This window comes from Blastococcus xanthinilyticus, from assembly GCF_008124835.1.
In the GTDB taxonomy this organism is placed as follows: Bacteria; Actinomycetota; Actinomycetes; order Mycobacteriales; family Geodermatophilaceae; genus Blastococcus; species Blastococcus xanthinilyticus.
In genome coordinates this window covers 154,403-171,081 of the sequence record NZ_VNHW01000002.1, presented here as the reverse complement: position 1 = coordinate 171,081, position 16,679 = coordinate 154,403, and the positions used below count along the sequence as shown (strand labels likewise).

At 70.5% G+C, this 16,679-nt stretch carries 14 protein-coding genes and 3 tRNA genes; 1 reads left to right on the top strand and 16 read right to left on the bottom strand.

Features of this window, described 5'->3' with window-relative positions; genetic code table 11:
* Positions 1-12: 12 nt before the first annotated feature.
* Entirely contained in the window at positions 13-483 is a 471-nt protein-coding gene (gene rpsG, locus BD833_RS03650; RefSeq protein WP_104523791.1) for a 30S ribosomal protein S7, read from the bottom strand.
* On the bottom strand, positions 483-857 hold the full coding sequence (gene rpsL, locus BD833_RS03645; protein WP_014377998.1) for a 30S ribosomal protein S12: 375 nt from the start codon (positions 855-857) through the stop codon (positions 483-485). The genes rpsG and rpsL overlap by 1 nt, the downstream gene beginning before the upstream one ends.
* Positions 858-1,385: 528 nt before the next feature.
* Here rpsL and BD833_RS03640 point away from each other — a divergent pair.
* A complete protein-coding gene (locus BD833_RS03640; protein ID WP_166531778.1) occupies positions 1,386-2,426 on the top strand; it encodes an LLM class F420-dependent oxidoreductase in 1,041 nt (346 codons plus the stop codon).
* A gap of 211 nt (positions 2,427-2,637) precedes the next feature.
* Here BD833_RS03640 and BD833_RS03635 read toward each other — a convergent pair whose 3' ends face one another.
* The 14 genes from BD833_RS03635 to BD833_RS03570 form a co-directional block, all read right to left on the bottom strand.
* Positions 2,638-6,543 (bottom strand): DNA-directed RNA polymerase subunit beta', encoded by a 3,906-nt coding sequence (locus BD833_RS03635; protein ID WP_166531777.1) that lies wholly within the window; start codon positions 6,541-6,543, stop codon positions 2,638-2,640.
* Positions 6,544-6,638: 95 nt separating this feature from the next.
* Positions 6,639-10,142: a DNA-directed RNA polymerase subunit beta gene (gene rpoB, locus BD833_RS03630; RefSeq protein WP_243737427.1), complete on the bottom strand. Its 3,504-nt coding sequence runs from the start codon at positions 10,140-10,142 to the stop codon at positions 6,639-6,641.
* Between the two features lie 576 nt (positions 10,143-10,718).
* Positions 10,719-11,111, bottom strand: a complete 393-nt coding sequence (rplL, locus tag BD833_RS03625; protein ID WP_166531776.1) for a 50S ribosomal protein L7/L12 — start codon at positions 11,109-11,111, stop codon at positions 10,719-10,721.
* 17 nt (positions 11,112-11,128) lie between these two features.
* Positions 11,129-11,752: a 50S ribosomal protein L10 gene (gene rplJ / locus BD833_RS03620; RefSeq protein WP_166531775.1), complete on the bottom strand. Its 624-nt coding sequence runs from the start codon at positions 11,750-11,752 to the stop codon at positions 11,129-11,131.
* A gap of 346 nt (positions 11,753-12,098) precedes the next feature.
* On the bottom strand, positions 12,099-12,818 hold the full coding sequence (rplA, locus tag BD833_RS03615; protein WP_166531774.1) for a 50S ribosomal protein L1: 720 nt from the start codon (positions 12,816-12,818) through the stop codon (positions 12,099-12,101).
* A 92-nt stretch (positions 12,819-12,910) separates the two neighbouring features.
* Positions 12,911-13,342 carry a 50S ribosomal protein L11 gene (gene rplK, locus BD833_RS03610; RefSeq protein WP_166531773.1) on the bottom strand — a complete coding sequence of 144 codons (432 nt, stop codon included), beginning with the start codon at positions 13,340-13,342 and terminating at the stop codon, positions 12,911-12,913.
* Between the two features lie 53 nt (positions 13,343-13,395).
* Positions 13,396-14,286 (bottom strand): transcription termination/antitermination protein NusG, encoded by an 891-nt coding sequence (gene nusG, locus BD833_RS03605; RefSeq protein ID WP_208092315.1) that lies wholly within the window; start codon positions 14,284-14,286, stop codon positions 13,396-13,398.
* 52 nt (positions 14,287-14,338) lie between these two features.
* Entirely contained in the window at positions 14,339-14,872 is a 534-nt protein-coding gene (secE, locus tag BD833_RS03600) for a preprotein translocase subunit SecE (RefSeq protein WP_208092314.1), read from the bottom strand.
* A 106-nt stretch (positions 14,873-14,978) separates the two neighbouring features.
* Positions 14,979-15,054 (bottom strand) — tRNA-Trp (locus BD833_RS03595).
* Positions 15,055-15,237: 183 nt separating this feature from the next.
* Positions 15,238-15,660: a MaoC/PaaZ C-terminal domain-containing protein gene (locus tag BD833_RS03590; protein WP_166531772.1), complete on the bottom strand. Its 423-nt coding sequence runs from the start codon at positions 15,658-15,660 to the stop codon at positions 15,238-15,240.
* Positions 15,657-16,115, bottom strand: coding sequence for an FAS1-like dehydratase domain-containing protein (locus BD833_RS03585; protein WP_166531771.1), 459 nt, complete (start codon positions 16,113-16,115; stop codon positions 15,657-15,659). Before BD833_RS03585 ends, BD833_RS03590 begins: the two co-directional genes overlap by 4 nt.
* 32 nt (positions 16,116-16,147) lie before the next feature.
* Positions 16,148-16,312, bottom strand: a complete 165-nt coding sequence (gene rpmG / locus BD833_RS03580; protein WP_091770212.1) for a 50S ribosomal protein L33 — start codon at positions 16,310-16,312, stop codon at positions 16,148-16,150.
* 104 nt (positions 16,313-16,416) lie between these two features.
* A tRNA-Met gene (locus BD833_RS03575) sits at positions 16,417-16,490 on the bottom strand.
* Between the two features lie 56 nt (positions 16,491-16,546).
* Positions 16,547-16,619: transfer RNA gene (locus BD833_RS03570), tRNA-Thr, on the bottom strand.
* Positions 16,620-16,679: the final 60 nt, after the last annotated feature.

The following is a 16,679-nucleotide window of genomic DNA, read 5'->3' as shown; positions in this document are numbered from 1 at the left end:
GGTGGACGGACGTCACCAGCGGTAGTGCGCGAAGGCCTTGTTCGACTCGGCCATCTTGTGGGTGTCCTCGCGCCGCTTGACGGCGGCACCCAGACCATTGCTCGCGTCGAGCAGCTCGTTCATCAGGCGCTCGGTCATCGTCTTCTCACGACGGGCCCGGCTGTACTGGATCAGCCAGCGCAGGCCCAGCGTGGTGCTGCGGGAGGCGCGCACCTCGACCGGGACCTGGTAGGTCGCACCACCGACGCGGCGGCTGCGGACCTCGAGGGCGGGCTTCACGTTGTCCAGCGCACGCTTCAGCGTGACGACCGGGTCGGTGTCGCTCTTGGCGCGGGCACCCTCGAGGGCGCCGTAGACGATCGCCTCGGCGACCGAGCGCTTGCCGTCGACGAGCACCTTGTTCACCAGCTGGGTGACCAGCGGCGACTGGTACACCGGGTCGGCGATGAGCGGACGCTTCGGCGCGGGGCCCTTGCGCGGCATTAGCTCTTCTCCTTCTTGGCGCCGTACTTGCTGCGAGCCTGCTTGCGGTTGCGGACACCCTGGGTGTCCAGCGAGCCGCGGATGATCTTGTACCGGACGCCCGGCAGGTCCTTCACGCGGCCCCCGCGCACGAGCACCATCGAGTGCTCCTGCAGGTTGTGGCCGACACCGGGGATGTAGGCGGTGACCTCGATGCCACTGGTGAGGCGGACGCGGGCGACCTTGCGCAGCGCCGAGTTCGGCTTCTTCGGCGTCGTCGTGTACACGCGGGTGCACACGCCGCGGCGCTGGGGGGAACCCTTCAACGCCGGCGTCGTGGTCTTGACGACCTTGTCCTCGCGGCCCTTGCGGACCAGCTGGTTGATCGTGGGCATGGGTGGCCTGGATCTCCTACCTGCGCTGGGGTGGTGCTCGTCTGTGTGGTGCTCTGCGGGTGGTGCTCGGGTGCCGGTCCCTGGTGGAACCTTCCCGAGCCCGGCCGTGTTCCTCCGTCCGGTCCACGGGGTCGGGCGTGTCGCCCTTCCCGGGACCGGTCCCGGTGTCGGACCGAACTCGGTTGCCCCTCGCGACTCCGGCGCCGCCACCCCCCGGCCGGGCCGGAGAGGTGGTCCCCGGCGGCCTGGAGGACATGTCCTCCGACCACCCAGGCGCACCGCGAACGGGAGCAGGCCCAGGGCACCCTGGGCACGGCTGACCACGATACGCGTGCCTGCGGAGCCGGTCAAAGCCGGGTCCCTCACACCGCGGTCGACAGGTCGACCGGCGGGGGCGGGGCAGGCGCACGGGTCCCGGGGACAGTACCGCCGGAGACCGCCCGGGGACAGCTCCGCCGCTCCCCCGTGCGGCGCCCGTTACGGTGCGATCGGCGCCACCGTGGTGCCGGGAGACGACAGGAGTGCGACGTGCGCATCGGCATCCAGGCCAGCTACAGCGGAGGCTTCCAGGAGACCGCGGCGGAGATCCGCGACCTGGAGGCCGCCGGCCTCGACCTCGCCATGGTGGCCGAGGTGTACACGTTCGACGCGGTGAGCCAGCTGGGGTACCTCGCGGCCGTCACCGAGCGCGTGGAGCTGCTCAGCGGCATCCTGCCCATCTACAGCCGCACCCCGGCCCTCACCGCCATGACCGCCGCCGGCCTGGACTTCGTCTCCGGCGGCCGGTTCACGCTCGGGCTGGGCGCCTCGGGCCCGCAGGTGATCGAGGGCTGGCACGGACTCCCCTACGACGCACCGTTGCAGCGCACCCGCGAGATCGTGGAGATCTGCCGTCAGGTGTGGCGCCGCGAGCGGCTGCAGCACGAGGGCAAGAAGTACACCGTCCCGCTGCCGGCCGAGCAGGGCACGGGCCTGGGCAAGCCGCTGAAGCTGATCAACACGCCGGTGCGGGACCGCGTCCCGGTCATGCTGGCCGCGCTCGGGCCGAAGAACGTCGAGCTCGCCGCCGAGATCGCCGAGGCCTGGGAGCCGATCTTCTTCGTGCCCGAGAAGGCCGCCTCCGTCTGGGGCGACTCGCTCGCCGCCGGCAGGGCCAAGCGCGACCCGTCGCTCGGGGAGCTGCAGGTCATCACCGGTGTCCCGGTGGCCATCGGCGACGACGTCGAGTCGATGCTGGACCTCGTCCGGCCGTCGCTGGCCCTCTACATCGGCGGCATGGGGGCCCGCGGGAAGAACTTCTACAACGACCTCGCCGTCCGGTACGGCTACGAGGCGGAGGCCAAGGAGGTCCAGGACCTCTACCTCGACGGCAAGAAGGACGAGGCCGCGGCGGCGGTGCCCGACGAGCTGGTGCGCGCGGCCTCGCTGATCGGACCGGAGGGGCACGTCGCCGAGCGGATCGCGGCGTTCGCCGAGGCCGGCGTCACGACGCTGATGCTCCAGCCCCTCGACGGGACCCGCGAGGGCCGGCTCGAGACCGTGGAGACCATGAAGCGCCTGAGCTCCTGACCGGCGACGGGTCCGCGGCGGCCGGGGACGGCAGACAGCCGGGGTGGACCCGTCGCGGGGCCCGGAGGGCTCCCGACGGGGACACGGGCAGCGGCTCAGCGGCGCTGGGGACGGTAGTTGGTCGCGGTGTCGTCCGGAGGACGACAGACAGAAGGGCCCCCGGATCAGTTGCCTGATCCGGGGGCCCTTTCGTCACTGCGTGGCTAGGGCATCAGCCCCGCCAGTCGTACTCCTCGAGACGCACGGCCTCGCCGGTGCCCTGACCGAAGACGTCCGGGCTGTAGTACTGCCCGTCCTCGTAGCCGGCCATCGTGTAGACGGCGGCCCGCGCCTCCTCGGTCGGCTCGACCGTGATGTTCCGGTAGCGGCTGATGCCCGTACCCGCCGGGATCAGCTTTCCGATGATCACGTTCTCCTTGAGCCCGAGCAGGCTGTCGCTCTTGCCCTGGATCGCGGCGTCGGTGAGCACCTTGGTCGTCTCCTGGAAGGAGGCGGCCGACAGCCACGACTCGGTCGCGAGCGAGGCCTTGGTGATGCCCATGAGGACCGGACGGGCCGAGGCGGGCTCGCCGCCCTCGGCGACGACGCGACGGTTCTCCGTCTCGAAGATCGTCCGCTCGACCAGCGCACCGGGGAGGAACTCCGTCGCCCCCGAGTCGATGATGGTCACCCGCTTCAGCATCTGGCGGATGATCACCTCGATGTGCTTGTCGTGGATCGACACACCCTGGCTGCGGTAGACCTCCTGGACCTCCCGGACCAGGTGCAGCTGCACCTCGCGCGGGCCCATGATCCGCAGCACCTCGTGCGGGTCGACCGCACCCTCGGTCAGCTGCTCGCCGACCTCGACGTGCGCGCCGTCCTCGACCCGCAGGCGCGACCGGCGCGACAGCTTGTCGTAGACGACCTCGTCGGAGCCGTCGTCCGGGGTGATGGTGAGCTTCCGGAACTGCTCGCCGTCCTCGATCCGGACGGAGCCGGCCAGCTCGGCGATCGGGGCCTTGCCCTTGGGGACACGGGCCTCGAAGAGCTCCACCACACGCGGCAGACCGTGGGTGATGTCCTCACCCGCGACACCACCGGTGTGGAAGGTGCGCATCGTCAGCTGGGTGCCGGGCTCACCGATCGACTGGGCGGCGATGATGCCGACCGCCTCGCCGACGTCCACCAGCTTGCCGGTCGCCAGCGACCGGCCGTAGCAGGTGGCGCAGGTGCCCAGCAGCGACTCGCAGGTCAGGACGCAGCGGACCTTGACCTCGGAGACGCCGGCGTCGATGAGCGCCTGGATGAGCACGTCGCCCAGGTCGGAGTTCGCCTGCGCGATGACGGTCCCGTCCTCGGCCACCACGTCGGCGGCCAGGGCGCGGGCGTACACGCCGGTCTCCACGTGCGGGTCACGCGTCACCACGCCGTCGAGGACGGTGCCGATCGGCATGATCACGCCGCGGTCCGTGCCGCAGTCCTCCTCGCGGATGATGACGTCCTGCGAGACGTCGACCAGCCGGCGGGTGAGGTAGCCGGAGTCGGCGGTCCGCAGCGCGGTGTCCGCCAGACCCTTGCGGGCGCCGTGCGTGGCGATGAAGTACTCCAGCACCGACAGACCCTCCCGGAAGTTGGCCTTGATCGGCCGCGGGATGATCTCGCCCTTCGGGTTGGCCACCAGACCGCGCATACCGGCGATCTGGCTGATCTGCATCATGTTGCCTCGGGCACCCGAGTTGACCATGACCCAGACCGGGTTGGTGGTCGGGAAGTTGTCCACCATCGCCTGGCTGACCTCGGCCCGCGCACGGGTCCAGATCTCGATGAGCTCACCACGACGCTCGGCATCGGTGATGACACCGCGCTCGTACTGGCGCTCGATCTTGGCGGCCTCGGCCTCGTGCCGGTCGAGGATCTCGCGCTTGGCCGGCGGGGTCACCACGTCGTCGATGGCGATCGTGATGCCGGAGCGGGTGGCCCACCGGAAACCGGCGGACTTCAGCGCGTCCAGCGTCGCCGCGACCTGCACCTTGGGGTAGCGCTCGGCGAGGTCGTTGACGATCGCCCCGAGCTCCTTCTTCGGCACCTGGTAGTTGACGAAGCGGTAGTCCTCGGGCAGGGCCTCGTTGAACAGCACCCGGCCCAGGCTGGTGACGACGCGCGCGGGGGCGCCCGGCGTCCAGTCCTCCGGCTGCTCCCACGGCTCGTTGACCGCACCGTTGTCGACGCCGTAGACCTCGTCGAGACGGATCCAGGCCCGCTCCTGCAGCCCCAGGTCGCCCTTGTCGTAGGCCATGACGGCCTCGGCGGCCGAGGAGAAGGCGCGCGGCCGGCCACCGTCGGCCTCCAGCGGCGAGGCCACCAGGGTCGTGAGGTGGTACAGGCCCAGCACCATGTCCTGGGTCGGGGCGGTGATCGGACGACCGTCGGCCGGGCTCAGGATGTTGTTCGAGCTCAGCATCAGGATGCGGGCCTCGGCCTGGGCCTCGGCCGACAGCGGCAGGTGCACCGCCATCTGGTCACCGTCGAAGTCCGCGTTGAACGCGGTGCAGACCAGCGGGTGGATCTGGATGGCCTTGCCCTCGACCAGCTGCGGCTCGAAGGCCTGGATGCCCAGGCGGTGCAGGGTCGGTGCGCGGTTGAGCAGCACCGGGTGCTCGGTGATGACCTCCTCGAGCACGTCCCACACGACCGGCCGCGCGCGCTCCACCATCCGCTTGGCGGACTTGATGTTCTGCGCGTGGTTGAGGTCGACCAGCCGCTTCATGACGAAGGGCTTGAACAGCTCCAGCGCCATCTGCTTGGGCAGGCCGCACTGGTGCAGCTTCAGCTGCGGGCCGACGACGATGACCGAACGGCCGGAGTAGTCGACGCGCTTGCCGAGCAGGTTCTGGCGGAACCGGCCCTGCTTGCCCTTGAGCAGATCGCTCAGGGACTTCAGGGGCCGGTTGCCCGGGCCGGTGACCGGCCGGCCGCGACGGCCGTTGTCGAACAGCGCGTCCACGGACTCCTGGAGCATCCGCTTCTCGTTGTTCACGATGATCTCGGGAGCGCCGAGGTCGAGCAGACGCTTCAGCCGGTTGTTCCGGTTGATCACGCGGCGGTACAGGTCGTTCATGTCGCTGGTCGCGAAGCGGCCACCGTCGAGCTGCACCATCGGGCGCAGGTCCGGCGGGATGACCGGGACGCAGTCGAGCACCATGCCCATGGGCGAGTTGCGGGTCTGCTGGAAGGCAGCCACGACCTTCAGCCGCTTGAGGGCCCGCAGCTTGCGCTGGCCCTTGCCGCTGCGGATGGTCTCGCGCAGCGAGGCGGCCTCGGCGTCGAGGTCGAAGCCGGCGAGCAGCTTCTGCAGCGCCGCGGCGCCCATGCCGCCCTCGAAGTACTCACCGAAGCGGTCGCGCAGCTCGCGGTACAGGCCCTCGTCGGCGATGAGCTGCTTGACCTCGAGCTTGCGGAAGGTGTCGATCACCTCGTCGAGGCGGTCGATCTCCCGCTGCGCGCGGTCGCGGAGCTGGCGCATCTCGCGCTCGCCGCCCTCGCGCACCTTGCGGCGCACGTCGGACTTGGCGCCCTCGGCCTCGAGCTCGGCGAGATCGGCCTCCAGCTTCTGCTGGCGGGCCTCCACGTCGGCGTCGCGGCGGGACTCCAGGTTGTGCTTCTCCGCGCTGATCTCGGCCTCGATGGTCGGGAGGTCGCGGTGGCGCGCCTCGTCGTCGACCGAGGTGATCATGTAGGCGGCGAAGTAGATGATCTTCTCGAGGTCCTTGGGCGCCAGGTCGAGCAGGTAGCCCAGGCGCGAGGGGACGCCCTTGAAGAACCAGATGTGCGTGACCGGCGCGGCCAGCTCGATGTGGCCCATCCGCTCGCGGCGGACCTTGGCCCGGGTCACCTCGACGCCACAGCGCTCGCAGATGATGCCCTTGAACCGGACGCGCTTGTACTTACCGCAGTAGCACTCCCAGTCCCGGGTGGGACCGAAGATCTTCTCGCAGAAGAGACCGTCCTTCTCCGGACGCAGGGTCCGGTAGTTGATGGTCTCGGGCTTCTTCACCTCACCGTGGCTCCACTGGCGGATGTCGTCGCCGGTGGCCAGCCCGATGCGGAGCTCGTCGAAGAAGTTGACGTCGAGCAAGGTGTGACCCCTTCCAGGGGCTCGTTACTGCACTCTTATCGAAAAGGTGTGGTGCCGGCCGGCCCCGGCTGTGCAGGGCCGGCCGGCAGGCACGATCAGACGTCTTCCACCGAAGACGGCTCACGGCGGGACAGGTCGATGCCCAGCTCCTCCGCGGCCCGGAAGACCTCGTCGTCGGTGTCGCGCAGCTCGATGGCGTTGCCGTCGCTGGAGAGCACCTCGACGTTGAGGCAGAGCGACTGCAGCTCCTTGAGCAACACCTTGAACGACTCCGGGATGCCCGGCTCGGGGATGTTCTCGCCCTTGACGATCGCCTCGTACACCTTGACGCGGCCGAGGATGTCGTCGGACTTGATGGTGAGCAGCTCCTGCAGCGCGTAGGCCGCGCCGTAGGCCTGCATCGCCCAGCACTCCATCTCGCCGAAGCGCTGGCCACCGAATTGCGCCTTACCACCCAGCGGCTGCTGCGTGATCATCGAGTACGGGCCGGTCGAGCGGGCGTGGATCTTGTCGTCGACCAGGTGCAGCAGCTTCAGGATGTAGACGTAGCCGACCGAGATCGGCTCGGGGAAGGGCTCCCCCGACCGGCCGTCGAACAGCCGCGCCTTGCCGGTCTCCTTGACCATCCGGTTGCCGTCCCGGTTCGGGATCGTCGAGCCCAGCAGGCCGACGATCTCGTCCTCCTTGGCCCCGTCGAACACCGGGGTCGCGGTGCGGGTGCCGGCGGCCGCGGCCTTCGCCTTCTCGGGCAGGTTCTTCGCCCAGTCCGGGTCGCCGTTGACCTCCCAGCCCTGCTTGGCGACCCACCCGAGGTGGGTCTCCAGCACCTGGCCGACGTTCATCCGGCCGGGGACGCCGAGCGGGTTGAGCACGATGTCCACGGGGGTGCCGTCCTCGAGGAACGGCATGTCCTCCTGCGGCAGGATCTTCGAGATGACGCCCTTGTTGCCGTGGCGTCCGGCGAGCTTGTCGCCGTCGGAGATCTTGCGCATCTGGGCGACGTAGACCCGGATCAGCTCGTTGACGCCGGCGGGCAGCTCGTCGCCGTCCTCGCGCGAGAACACGCGGACGCCGATGACCTTGCCGGACTCACCGTGCTTGACCTTGAGCGACGTGTCGCGGACCTCGCGGGCCTTCTCGCCGAAGATCGCGCGGAGCAGGCGCTCCTCGGGGGTCAGCTCGGTCTCGCCCTTGGGCGTGACCTTCCCGACGAGGATGTCGCCCGGGACGACCTCGGCACCGATGCGGATGATGCCGCGCTCGTCCAGGTCGGCCAGCACGTCCTCGGAGACGTTCGGGATGTCCCGGGTGATCTCCTCGGCGCCGAGCTTGGTGTCGCGGGCGTCGACCTCGAACTCCTCGATGTGGATCGAGGACAGGACGTCGTCCTGCACGAGGCGCTGCGACAGGATGATCGCGTCCTCGTAGTTGTGGCCCTCCCACGGCATGAAGGCGACGAGCAGGTTCTTGCCCAGCGCCATCTCGCCCTGGTCGGTGCACGGGCCGTCGGCGATGACCTGGCCGACCTCGACGCGCTGACCCTCGTCCACGACGGGGGTCTGGTTGATCGAGGTGCCCTGGTTCGAGCGGCGGAACTTCAGCAGCCGGTAGGTCTGCCGGGTGCCGTCGTCGGCCATGACCGTCACGTAGTCGGCGGTGGAGTCCTCGACCACACCGGCCTTCTCCGCCACGACGACGTCGCCGGCGTCGACGGCGGCCCGCAGCTCCATGCCGGTACCGACCAGCGGGGCCTCGCTGCGCAGCAGCGGCACCGCCTGCCGCTGCATGTTGGCGCCCATGAGCGCGCGGTTGGCGTCGTCGTGCTCGAGGAACGGGATCATCGCCGTCGCGACCGAGGTCATCTGCCGCGGCGAGACGTCCATGTAGTCCACGTTCTCGGGGGCGACGTAGTCGACCTCGCCGCCCTTGGTGCGGACCAGGACCCGCTCCTCGGTGAGCCGGTTGCCGTCGAGGACGGAGTTGGCCTGCGCGACGACGAAGCGGTCCTCCTCGTCGGCGGTCAGGTAGTCGATCCGGTCGGTGACCTGGCCGAACTCGACCTTGCGGTACGGCGTCTCGATGAAGCCGAAGGCGTTGACCCGGCCGAACGAGGACAGCGAGCCGATCAGGCCGATGTTCGGGCCTTCCGGCGTCTCGATCGGGCACATCCGGCCGTAGTGGCTCGGGTGCACGTCGCGGACCTCCATGCCGGCCCGCTCACGGGACAGACCACCCGGGCCCAGCGCCGACAGGCGGCGCTTGTGGGTCAGGCCCGCGAGCGGGTTGGTCTGGTCCATGAACTGGGACAGCTGGCTGGTGCCGAAGAACTCCTTGATGGAGGCGACGACCGGCCGGATGTTGATCAGGGTCTGCGGCGTGATCGCCTCGACGTCCTGCGTCGTCATCCGCTCGCGGACCACGCGCTCCATGCGGGAGAGGCCGACCCGGATCTGGTTCTGGATCAGCTCGCCGACGGTGCGCAGGCGGCGGTTGCCGAAGTGGTCGATGTCGTCGACGCCGTGGTCGGGCTCGTCGGCGTGGAGGCGCACGACGTACTCGATCGTGGCGACGATGTCGTCCTCGGTGAGCGTGGAGGTGCTCTGCGGGACGTCGACACCGAGCTTCTTGTTGACCTTGTACCGGCCGACCTTGGCCAGGTCGTAGCGCTTGGGGTTGAAGAACAGGTTCTCCAGCAGCGCCTGCGCCGACTCACGCGTCGGCGGCTCGCCCGGCCGCAGCTTGCGGTAGATGTCGAGCAGGGCCTCGTCCTGCCCGGCGATGTGGTCCTTCTCCAGCGTCGCGAGGACGGTGGGCGACCACTGGAAGTGCTCGCGGATCCGGTCCTCGGCCCAGCCCAGCGCCTTGAGCAGCACGGTGACCGGCTGGCGGCGCTTGCGGTCGATGCGGACGCCGACGGTGTCGCGCTTGTCGACGTCGAACTCCAGCCACGCACCGCGGCTGGGGATGACCTTGGCGCTGAAGACGTCCTTGTCCGAGGTCTTGTCCAGCGTCTTGTCGAAGTAGACGCCGGGCGAGCGGACCAGCTGCGAGACGACGACGCGCTCGGTCCCGTTGATGACGAAGGTGCCCTTGTTCGTCATGATCGGGAAGTCGCCCATGAACACGGTCTGGCTCTTGATCTCGCCGGTCGTGTTGTTCATGAACTCGGCGGTGACGAACAGCGGCGCCGCGTAGGTCATGTCCTTGTCCTTGCACTCCTCGAGGGACGCCTTGACGTCCTCGAAGCGCGGGTTGGAGAAGGACAGCGACATCGAGCCGCTGAAGTCCTCGATCGGGGAGATCTCCTCGAGGATCTCGGCGAGGCCGCCGACGGCGTCGGCCTGCTCCTCGGGCGAGAGCGTGGCGCGCCACTCGGGGCTGCCGACCAGCCAGTCGAACGAGGCGGTCTGCAGGGCGAGCAGGTCCGGGACCTCGAGGGGCTCGGAGATCTTGGCGAACGAGACGCGCAACGGCGCGCCGGGGATCTTCTGCTGGTCGGCCTCGCCGGTGCGGGGGCCGTCCTGTGTAACCGGGGTGGTCTGGTTGCTACCCGACTCGGTGGTGCCGGGGGTGATGCTGGTGGGGCGAGAGCCTGCCAAGATGCGTCCTTCCAAGGACCTCACGACGTGCGGGCGGTGGGTGCTGGTCGTCCTGGGTCGTCGTCGGTAATGGCGAGGCTGTCCGCGACGGCCGGGAACGCCCGTTACGACGGTCAGCGCGGAAGGCACCCGGAGGATTCCCGGACATCCGTCGTGACCCGTCTCGGCGGGCAGGCAGTCAGAGGGCAGCGCAACAGGAGACCCTACCCCTGATAGTGCGCGATGTCCACGCGGGGGGTACCGGTGCGACCGGCACCACACCCGGGACGCGCGGGCCGGGTCGACCGGGCCGGCGGGGCGTGCCGCACGCCCATGATGCCAGCCGCCTCCCGGCGGTGGGACCGCCACGCCGACGGAGGTCGGACGCCGTGCGCCGCCACCACGACCGCTCGGCGGGGCCTCCGGTCCGGAGCGGCCGTCCGCCGGCCGAGCGATGGCGGCCGGAGCACCGGATGCGACAGGGGCCGCCCTCCGGTGGAGGACGGCCCCTGTGCGGGGTGCTGCGGCTCCCCGGCGGACCGGGGAGGGGGTGTCACCTGGCGGTGACGTGCCCGGCGGGGACCGCCGGGCGGAGGGTCACTTGACGGTGACCGAGGCGCCGGCGCCCTCGAGAGCGGCCTTGGCCTTCTCGGCGGCGTCCTTGGCGACCTTCTCCAGGACGGGCTTCGGCGCGTTGTCGACCAGGTCCTTGGCCTCCTTGAGGCCGAGCGAGGTCAGACCGCGCACCTCCTTGATGACCTGGATCTTCTTGTCACCGGCAGCCTCGAGGATGACGTCGAACTCGTCCTGCTCCGCAGCGGCCTCGTCGCCACCGCCGCCGCCACCGGCGGCCGGGGCGGCCGCGACGGCCACGGGGGCAGCCGCGGTGACGTCGAACGTCTCCTCGAACTGCTTCACGAAGTCGGACAGCTCGAGGAGGGTCATCTCCTTGAACGCGTCGAGCAGATCGGCGCTGGAAAGCTTGGCCATGGTGTCTCCTTCTGGGTTCAGGCGTCGCTGGCCGCGGCGTCCGCGGCAGCGTCGTTGTCGGGGGTGGTGTCAGCAGCAGCGGTGTCGGCGGCAGCGTCGGCGGCGGGAGCCTCGGCGGCCGATGCGTCGGCCGCCTTCTTCTCCTGCAGCGCGGCAGCCAGGCGGGCGACCTGCGACAGCGGGGCCTGGAAGAGCCCGGCGGCCTTGGTGAGGTTGCCCTTCATCGCGCCGGCCAGCTTGGCCAGCAGCACCTCGCGCGGCTCGACGTCGGCCAGGGCGGTGACCTCGGCAGGGCTGACGGTGCGACCCTCGACGACACCTCCCTTGACGACGAGCAGCGGGTTGGCGCGCGCGAAGTCGCGGATGGCCTTGGCGGCCTCGACGACGTCGCCCTCGATGAAGGCGATCGCGGTGGGGCCGTTGAGCAGCGGGGCCAGGTCGGAGTGACCGACCGAGTCCGCGGCCCGCTTCGTCAGGGTGTTCTTGACGACGGCGTAGCTGCTGCCCTCACCGAGGGAACGACGCAGCTGGGTCAGCTGCGCCACGGTCAGCCCGCGGTACTCGGTGAGCACCGCTGCGCTGGACGACTGGAACCGCTCGGTGATTTCGTCGATCACCGCGGCCTTCGCCTGCGTGGGCATGGGCCTCCTCTCGTCTGTCGGGCGACCACTGGACGCTGCACGACGACGGGCGATCGACGCCCCGGAGACGACGAACGCCCCGGCGCAGGGCGCACGGGGCGAGAGGCGGGCGCGGATGAGCGCCCGGCTACCGAACCGTCCTCCTGCGCGGGTCGCCCGGAATCCGGGACCTTCGATCGCACGCGGACGTGCGACGACCAGCGGTCTTGGGGGGAACGGGAGCAAGAGTACGCGACGGATCCGCGGAGGGGGCGGGCACCCCCTCGGGCGGCCCCGTGCCCGGGACCGGATGCGACGGAGGCCCCGTCACGCGGTGCGTGACGGGGCCTCCGGGGAACCGGCGTGGTTACGCGGTGGGCTCGTCCACCGTGAGGTTGCGGGTGCGGTTCGGGTCGACCGGGATGCCGGGGCCCATCGTGGTGGAGATGGTGACCTTCCGGACGTACCGGCCCTTGGCCGACGACGGCTTGGCCCGGAGGACCTCGTCCAGCGCGGCGGCGTAGTTCTCGACCAGCTTGGTCTGGTCGAACGACGTCTTGCCGATGACCAGGTGCAGGTTGGCCTGCTTGTCGACGCGGAAGTTGATCTTCCCGCCCTTGATGTCGTTGACGGCCTTGGTGACGTCGGGGGTCACCGTGCCGGTCTTCGGGTTCGGCATCAGGCCACGGGGGCCGAGGATGCGGGCGATCCGGCCCACCTTGGCCATCTGGTCCGGCGTCGCGATCGCGGCGTCGAAGTCCAGGAAGCCGCCCTGGATCCGCTCGATCAGGTCGTCGGAGCCCACGACGTCGGCGCCGGCGGCCTCGGCCTCGGCGGCCTTGTCACCGGTCGCGAAGACGATGACGCGGGCGGTCTTGCCGGTGCCGTGCGGCAGGTTGACCGTGCCGCGGACCATCTGGTCGGCCTTGCGCGGGTCGACGCCCAGGCGCATGGCCACCTCGACGGTCGCGTCGTAGGCGGTCGTCGACGTCTCCTTGGCCAGCGAGGTGGCCTGGAGCGGGGTGTACAGGTTGTCCCGGTCGACCTTGTCGGCCGCGGCCCGGAACTTCTTGCCGTGCTTCGCCATGGTGGTTCCTCTCCCCCGGACGGAGCCGGGGATCGCGTGGTTAGCGGGCCAGGCGTGGCCCTCCCACGACATGCGGGTGGTGCTGGAGCCGATCAGCCCTGGACGGTGATGCCCATCGACCGGGCGGTGCCGGCGATGATGCGCTCGGCCTGGTCCAGGTCGTTGGCGTTGAGGTCGGCCATCTTGGTGGTGGCGATCTCGCGGACCTGGTCACGGGTGACCGTGGCGACCTTGGTCTTGTGCGGCTCGCCCGAGCCCTTCTCGACACCAGCCGCCTTGAGCAGCATGCGCGCGGCCGGCGGGGTCTTGGTGACGAACGTGAAGGTCCGGTCCTCGAAGACCGAGATCTCCACGGGGACGACGTTCCCGCGCTGCGACTCGGTCGCGGCGTTGTAGGCCTTGCAGAACTCCATGATGTTGACGCCGTGCTGGCCGAGCGCCGGACCCACGGGCGGCGCGGGGGTGGCCGCACCGGCGTTGATCTGGAGCTTGATGACCGCGGTCAACCGCTTCCTGGGGGGCATGACTTCCTTCTATCTCTGGTGGATCAGCTGGTGCTCGGAACGCCGTCGAGCGCTCAGATCTTGCTGACCTGGTTGAACGACAGCTCGACGGGCGTCTCGCGGCCGAAGATGGAGACCAGCACCTGCAGCTTCTGCTGCTCGGCGTTGATCTCGTTGATGGTGGCGGGCAGCGTGGCGAACGGCCCGTCCATGACGGTGACCGACTCGCCGACCTCGAAGTCGACGACGGCGGCCGGCGTGGCGGCCACGCCACCGCCGGTCGAGGCCGCGGCCTCGGCGGCCCGGGGGGCCTGCGGTGCCGTGGCGGGCACCAGGATCTTGACGACCTCGTCGAGGGTCAGCGGCGAGGGCTTGGAGGTCGCGCCGACGAAGCCGGTGACGCCGGGGGTGTTGCGCACCGCACCCCACGACTCGTCGTTGAGCTCCATGCGGACCAGCAGGTACCCGGGCAGCACCTTGCGGTTGACCTGCGAGCGCTTGCCGTTCTTGATCTCGGTGACCTCCTCGGTGGGCACCTCGATCTGGTAGATGTAGTCCTCGACGTCCAGCGACTGGATGCGCGCCTCGAGGTTGGTCTTCACCTTGTTCTCGTAGCCCGCGTAGGAGTGCACGACGTACCAGTCGCCCGGGGCCAGCCGCAGCGCCTTCTTCATCGCCTCGGCCGGGTCCTCGTCCTCCTCCGGCTCGACGTCGGAGTCGGGAGCCGCCGCCGCCAGCGGGTCGGTGGCGAGGGTGTCCGGGTCGCCGGTCTCGATCTCCGGGGTCGCGTCCGAGACACCGGTGTCGGTGTCGAGGTCGGCGGTGTCGCTGGACCCCTCGGCCGAGCCGGTCTCACCGGCGCCGGTCTCGACGTCGGCGGTGCCGCGCTCGTCGAAGCGGGCGTCGTCCAGGTCGATGCCTTCGACCGCGCTGTCGGTCTCGAAGGGCTCGCGGGGGTCGGTCACTAGGAGATCTCGTCTCTTCCTTGTCAGGGGGCGTGCAGGCGCGGGCGGGTGGTCAGCCGAAGACGGCGATCACGCCTTGGGCGAAGAGCAGGTCCAGCCCGGCCACGAGCGCGACGATGAACGCCACGAAGACGATCACCACGGTGGTGTAGGTGATCAGCTCGCGGCGGCCCGGCCAGATGACCTTGCGCAGCTCGGCGACGACCTCGCGCAGGAAGCGCATGATCGACCGGCGCGGCCGCATCTCCTCCGCGCGCGCCCGCTCCGCCGCGGCCCGCGAGCGGGTCCCGGCGCCCTCGCGGGTGGCCGGGGTGGCCGAGCGGGCGGCCCGGCGGCTGCCGGCGACCTGCTCGTCGTCGTCCTCGTCGTCGGCGGTGATCCGGCCGCGCCGGCCCCGGCGGTCACCCGTCCGGCCGGCCACGACCTTGTCCTCCTCGGTCGTGGCCTCGCCGGCGACCTCGTCCTCGGCCGCCTCGAGCGCGCTGGCGTCGTCGACGCCCGGGGCCTCGCGGTCGAGCTGCTCGTCGGTGAGGTCGGCGTCGGAGGCGCGAGCGTCGTCCTCGCGGTCCGGCTTCTCGTCGCTCACTGCGCCTCGCTCGCCTCGTGGTGGTGGCCGCTCGCGTGCGGGCCGTCGGTCGGTGGTGCCGGGTCGTGCGGGTGGTGCCGGTCGTGCAGGTGCGCACTGGTCGTGCTGGCAGGGGTGACAGGACTTGAACCTGCAGCCTGCGGTTTTGGAGACCGCTGCTCTGCCAATTGAGCTACACCCCTATGCCCTGGGTGGGCCCCGGTACGGCCGACCGCCCACGGCAGCGCCGCGCCCGGATGGGGCTCCGGGGCACGCCGGTGGCGGGGTCAGCTGCCCCGGTGGTGCCAGTGTACGGGACCGGCGCGCCGGTCAGCCAACGTCCCACCGGCACCACCCCCGCGGCACGAGCGGGCCGGCGAGCCGGGTCAGCGCAGCTGGACCGTGGCCCGGGCGAGCGAGAGCACCTTCTCGCCGCCGCTGGTGACGGTGAGGTCGACGCGCACGCGCCCGTTCTCGAGCACCGCCCCCACCTTGCCGCGGACGGTCACCTCGGCCCCCTCGTCGTCGTCGGGGACGACGACCGGTCGGCCGAACCGGACCTGGTACTCGACCAGGCCGGCCGGGTCACCGGTCCACGCGGTCACCGCACGGGCGGCGACGGCCATGGTGAACATGCCGTGGGCGATGACCCCGGGCAGGCCGACGGAGGTGGCCACCCGGTCGCTCCAGTGGATCGGGTTGAAGTCGCCGCTGGCGCCCGCGTAGCGGACCAGGTCGGCCCGGGTGACCCGGACGACGAACTCGGGCAGCTCGGTGCCGACGACGACGTCGGCGGGCGAGGCGGTCATGCCGCTCCCCCGCCCTCGCCACGGGCGACGAGCATCGACACCGTCGTGCAGACGGCCTCGCCGCCCTCGGTGGTCAGCTCGACCCGGGCGGTCAGCAGGTCGTTGCCGGCGACGCTGCGGACGGCGTCGATCGTGGTCGTCGCCACCAGCCGGTCACCGGCGTGGATCGGGCGGTGGTGGGCGAACTTCTGCTCGCCGTGCACGACGCGGCTGTAGTCGAGCCCGACCTCCGGGTCGCCCAGCACGACGAACGCCGCCTCCAGGCTGACCACGATCGCGAAGGTCGGCGGCGCGATGACGTGGGGATGCCCCGCGGCGCGGGCGGCGTCCGGGTCGCGGTGCACCGCGTCGGTGGCACCGACGGCGGCGGCGAACTCGGCGATCTTCGCCCGCCCGACCTCGTAGACGGCAGAGGGCGGGTAGCTGCGCCCGACCAGTTCCCGGTCCAGCACCATGCTCCCGCCCTCGCTCGGCTGTTCGGAGACCGTCAGCGGGTCTCGCGGTGCAGCGTGTGCTTGCGCTCGCGCGGGCAGTACTTCATCAGCTCGAGCCGGTCCGGGTCGTTCCGCCGGTTCTTGCGGGTGATGTAGTTGCGGTTCTTGCACTCCTGGCAGGCCAGGGTGATCTTCGGACGGACGTCGGTGGCTGCCATGGGGCGCTCCTAGCCTTGTGGGACAGGACCCGGAACCGGGCCCTGCTGCCGTGCCGGCGAGGCCGACACGGCGACGGACCCCGGAGTACGGGGTCCGTCGGGAGTAGCGGTGACCGGACTTGAACCGGTGACACAGCGATTATGAGCCGCTTGCTCTACCAGGCTGAGCTACACCGCCGGGACGACCATGCGGCCCGGTCTCGCGACTGGACCGGACGGTCGGCTTGCTGCCAGAGCCCCTTTACGGAATCGAACCGTAGACCTTCTCCTTACCATGGAGACGCTCTGCCGACTGAGCTAAAGGGGCCGTGCTCCGAGGAGCCATCGAAGACTGTACCCGACGCCTTCACCCTCTCTGCAGGGGCCC

Excerpts from the sequence above, each read along its gene's own strand:
- rpsG (WP_104523791.1), bottom strand. The coding sequence starts at position 483 with ATGCCGCGCAAGGGCCCCGCGCCGAAGCGTCCGCTCATCGCCGACCCG.
- rpsL (WP_014377998.1), bottom strand. The coding sequence starts at position 857 with ATGCCCACGATCAACCAGCTGGTCCGCAAGGGCCGCGAGGACAAGGTC.
- rplL (WP_166531776.1), bottom strand. The coding sequence starts at position 11,111 with ATGGCCAAGCTTTCCAGCGCCGATCTGCTCGACGCGTTCAAGGAGATG.
- rplJ (WP_166531775.1), bottom strand. The coding sequence starts at position 11,752 with ATGCCCACGCAGGCGAAGGCCGCGGTGATCGACGAAATCACCGAGCGG.
- rplA (WP_166531774.1), bottom strand. The coding sequence starts at position 12,818 with ATGGCGAAGCACGGCAAGAAGTTCCGGGCCGCGGCCGACAAGGTCGAC.
- rplK (WP_166531773.1), bottom strand. The coding sequence starts at position 13,342 with ATGCCCCCCAGGAAGCGGTTGACCGCGGTCATCAAGCTCCAGATCAAC.
- BD833_RS03590 (WP_166531772.1), bottom strand. The coding sequence starts at position 15,660 with ATGACCGCCTCGCCCGCCGACGTCGTCGTCGGCACCGAGCTGCCCGAG.
- BD833_RS03585 (WP_166531771.1), bottom strand. The coding sequence starts at position 16,115 with ATGGTGCTGGACCGGGAACTGGTCGGGCGCAGCTACCCGCCCTCTGCC.
- rpmG (WP_091770212.1), bottom strand. The coding sequence starts at position 16,312 with ATGGCAGCCACCGACGTCCGTCCGAAGATCACCCTGGCCTGCCAGGAG.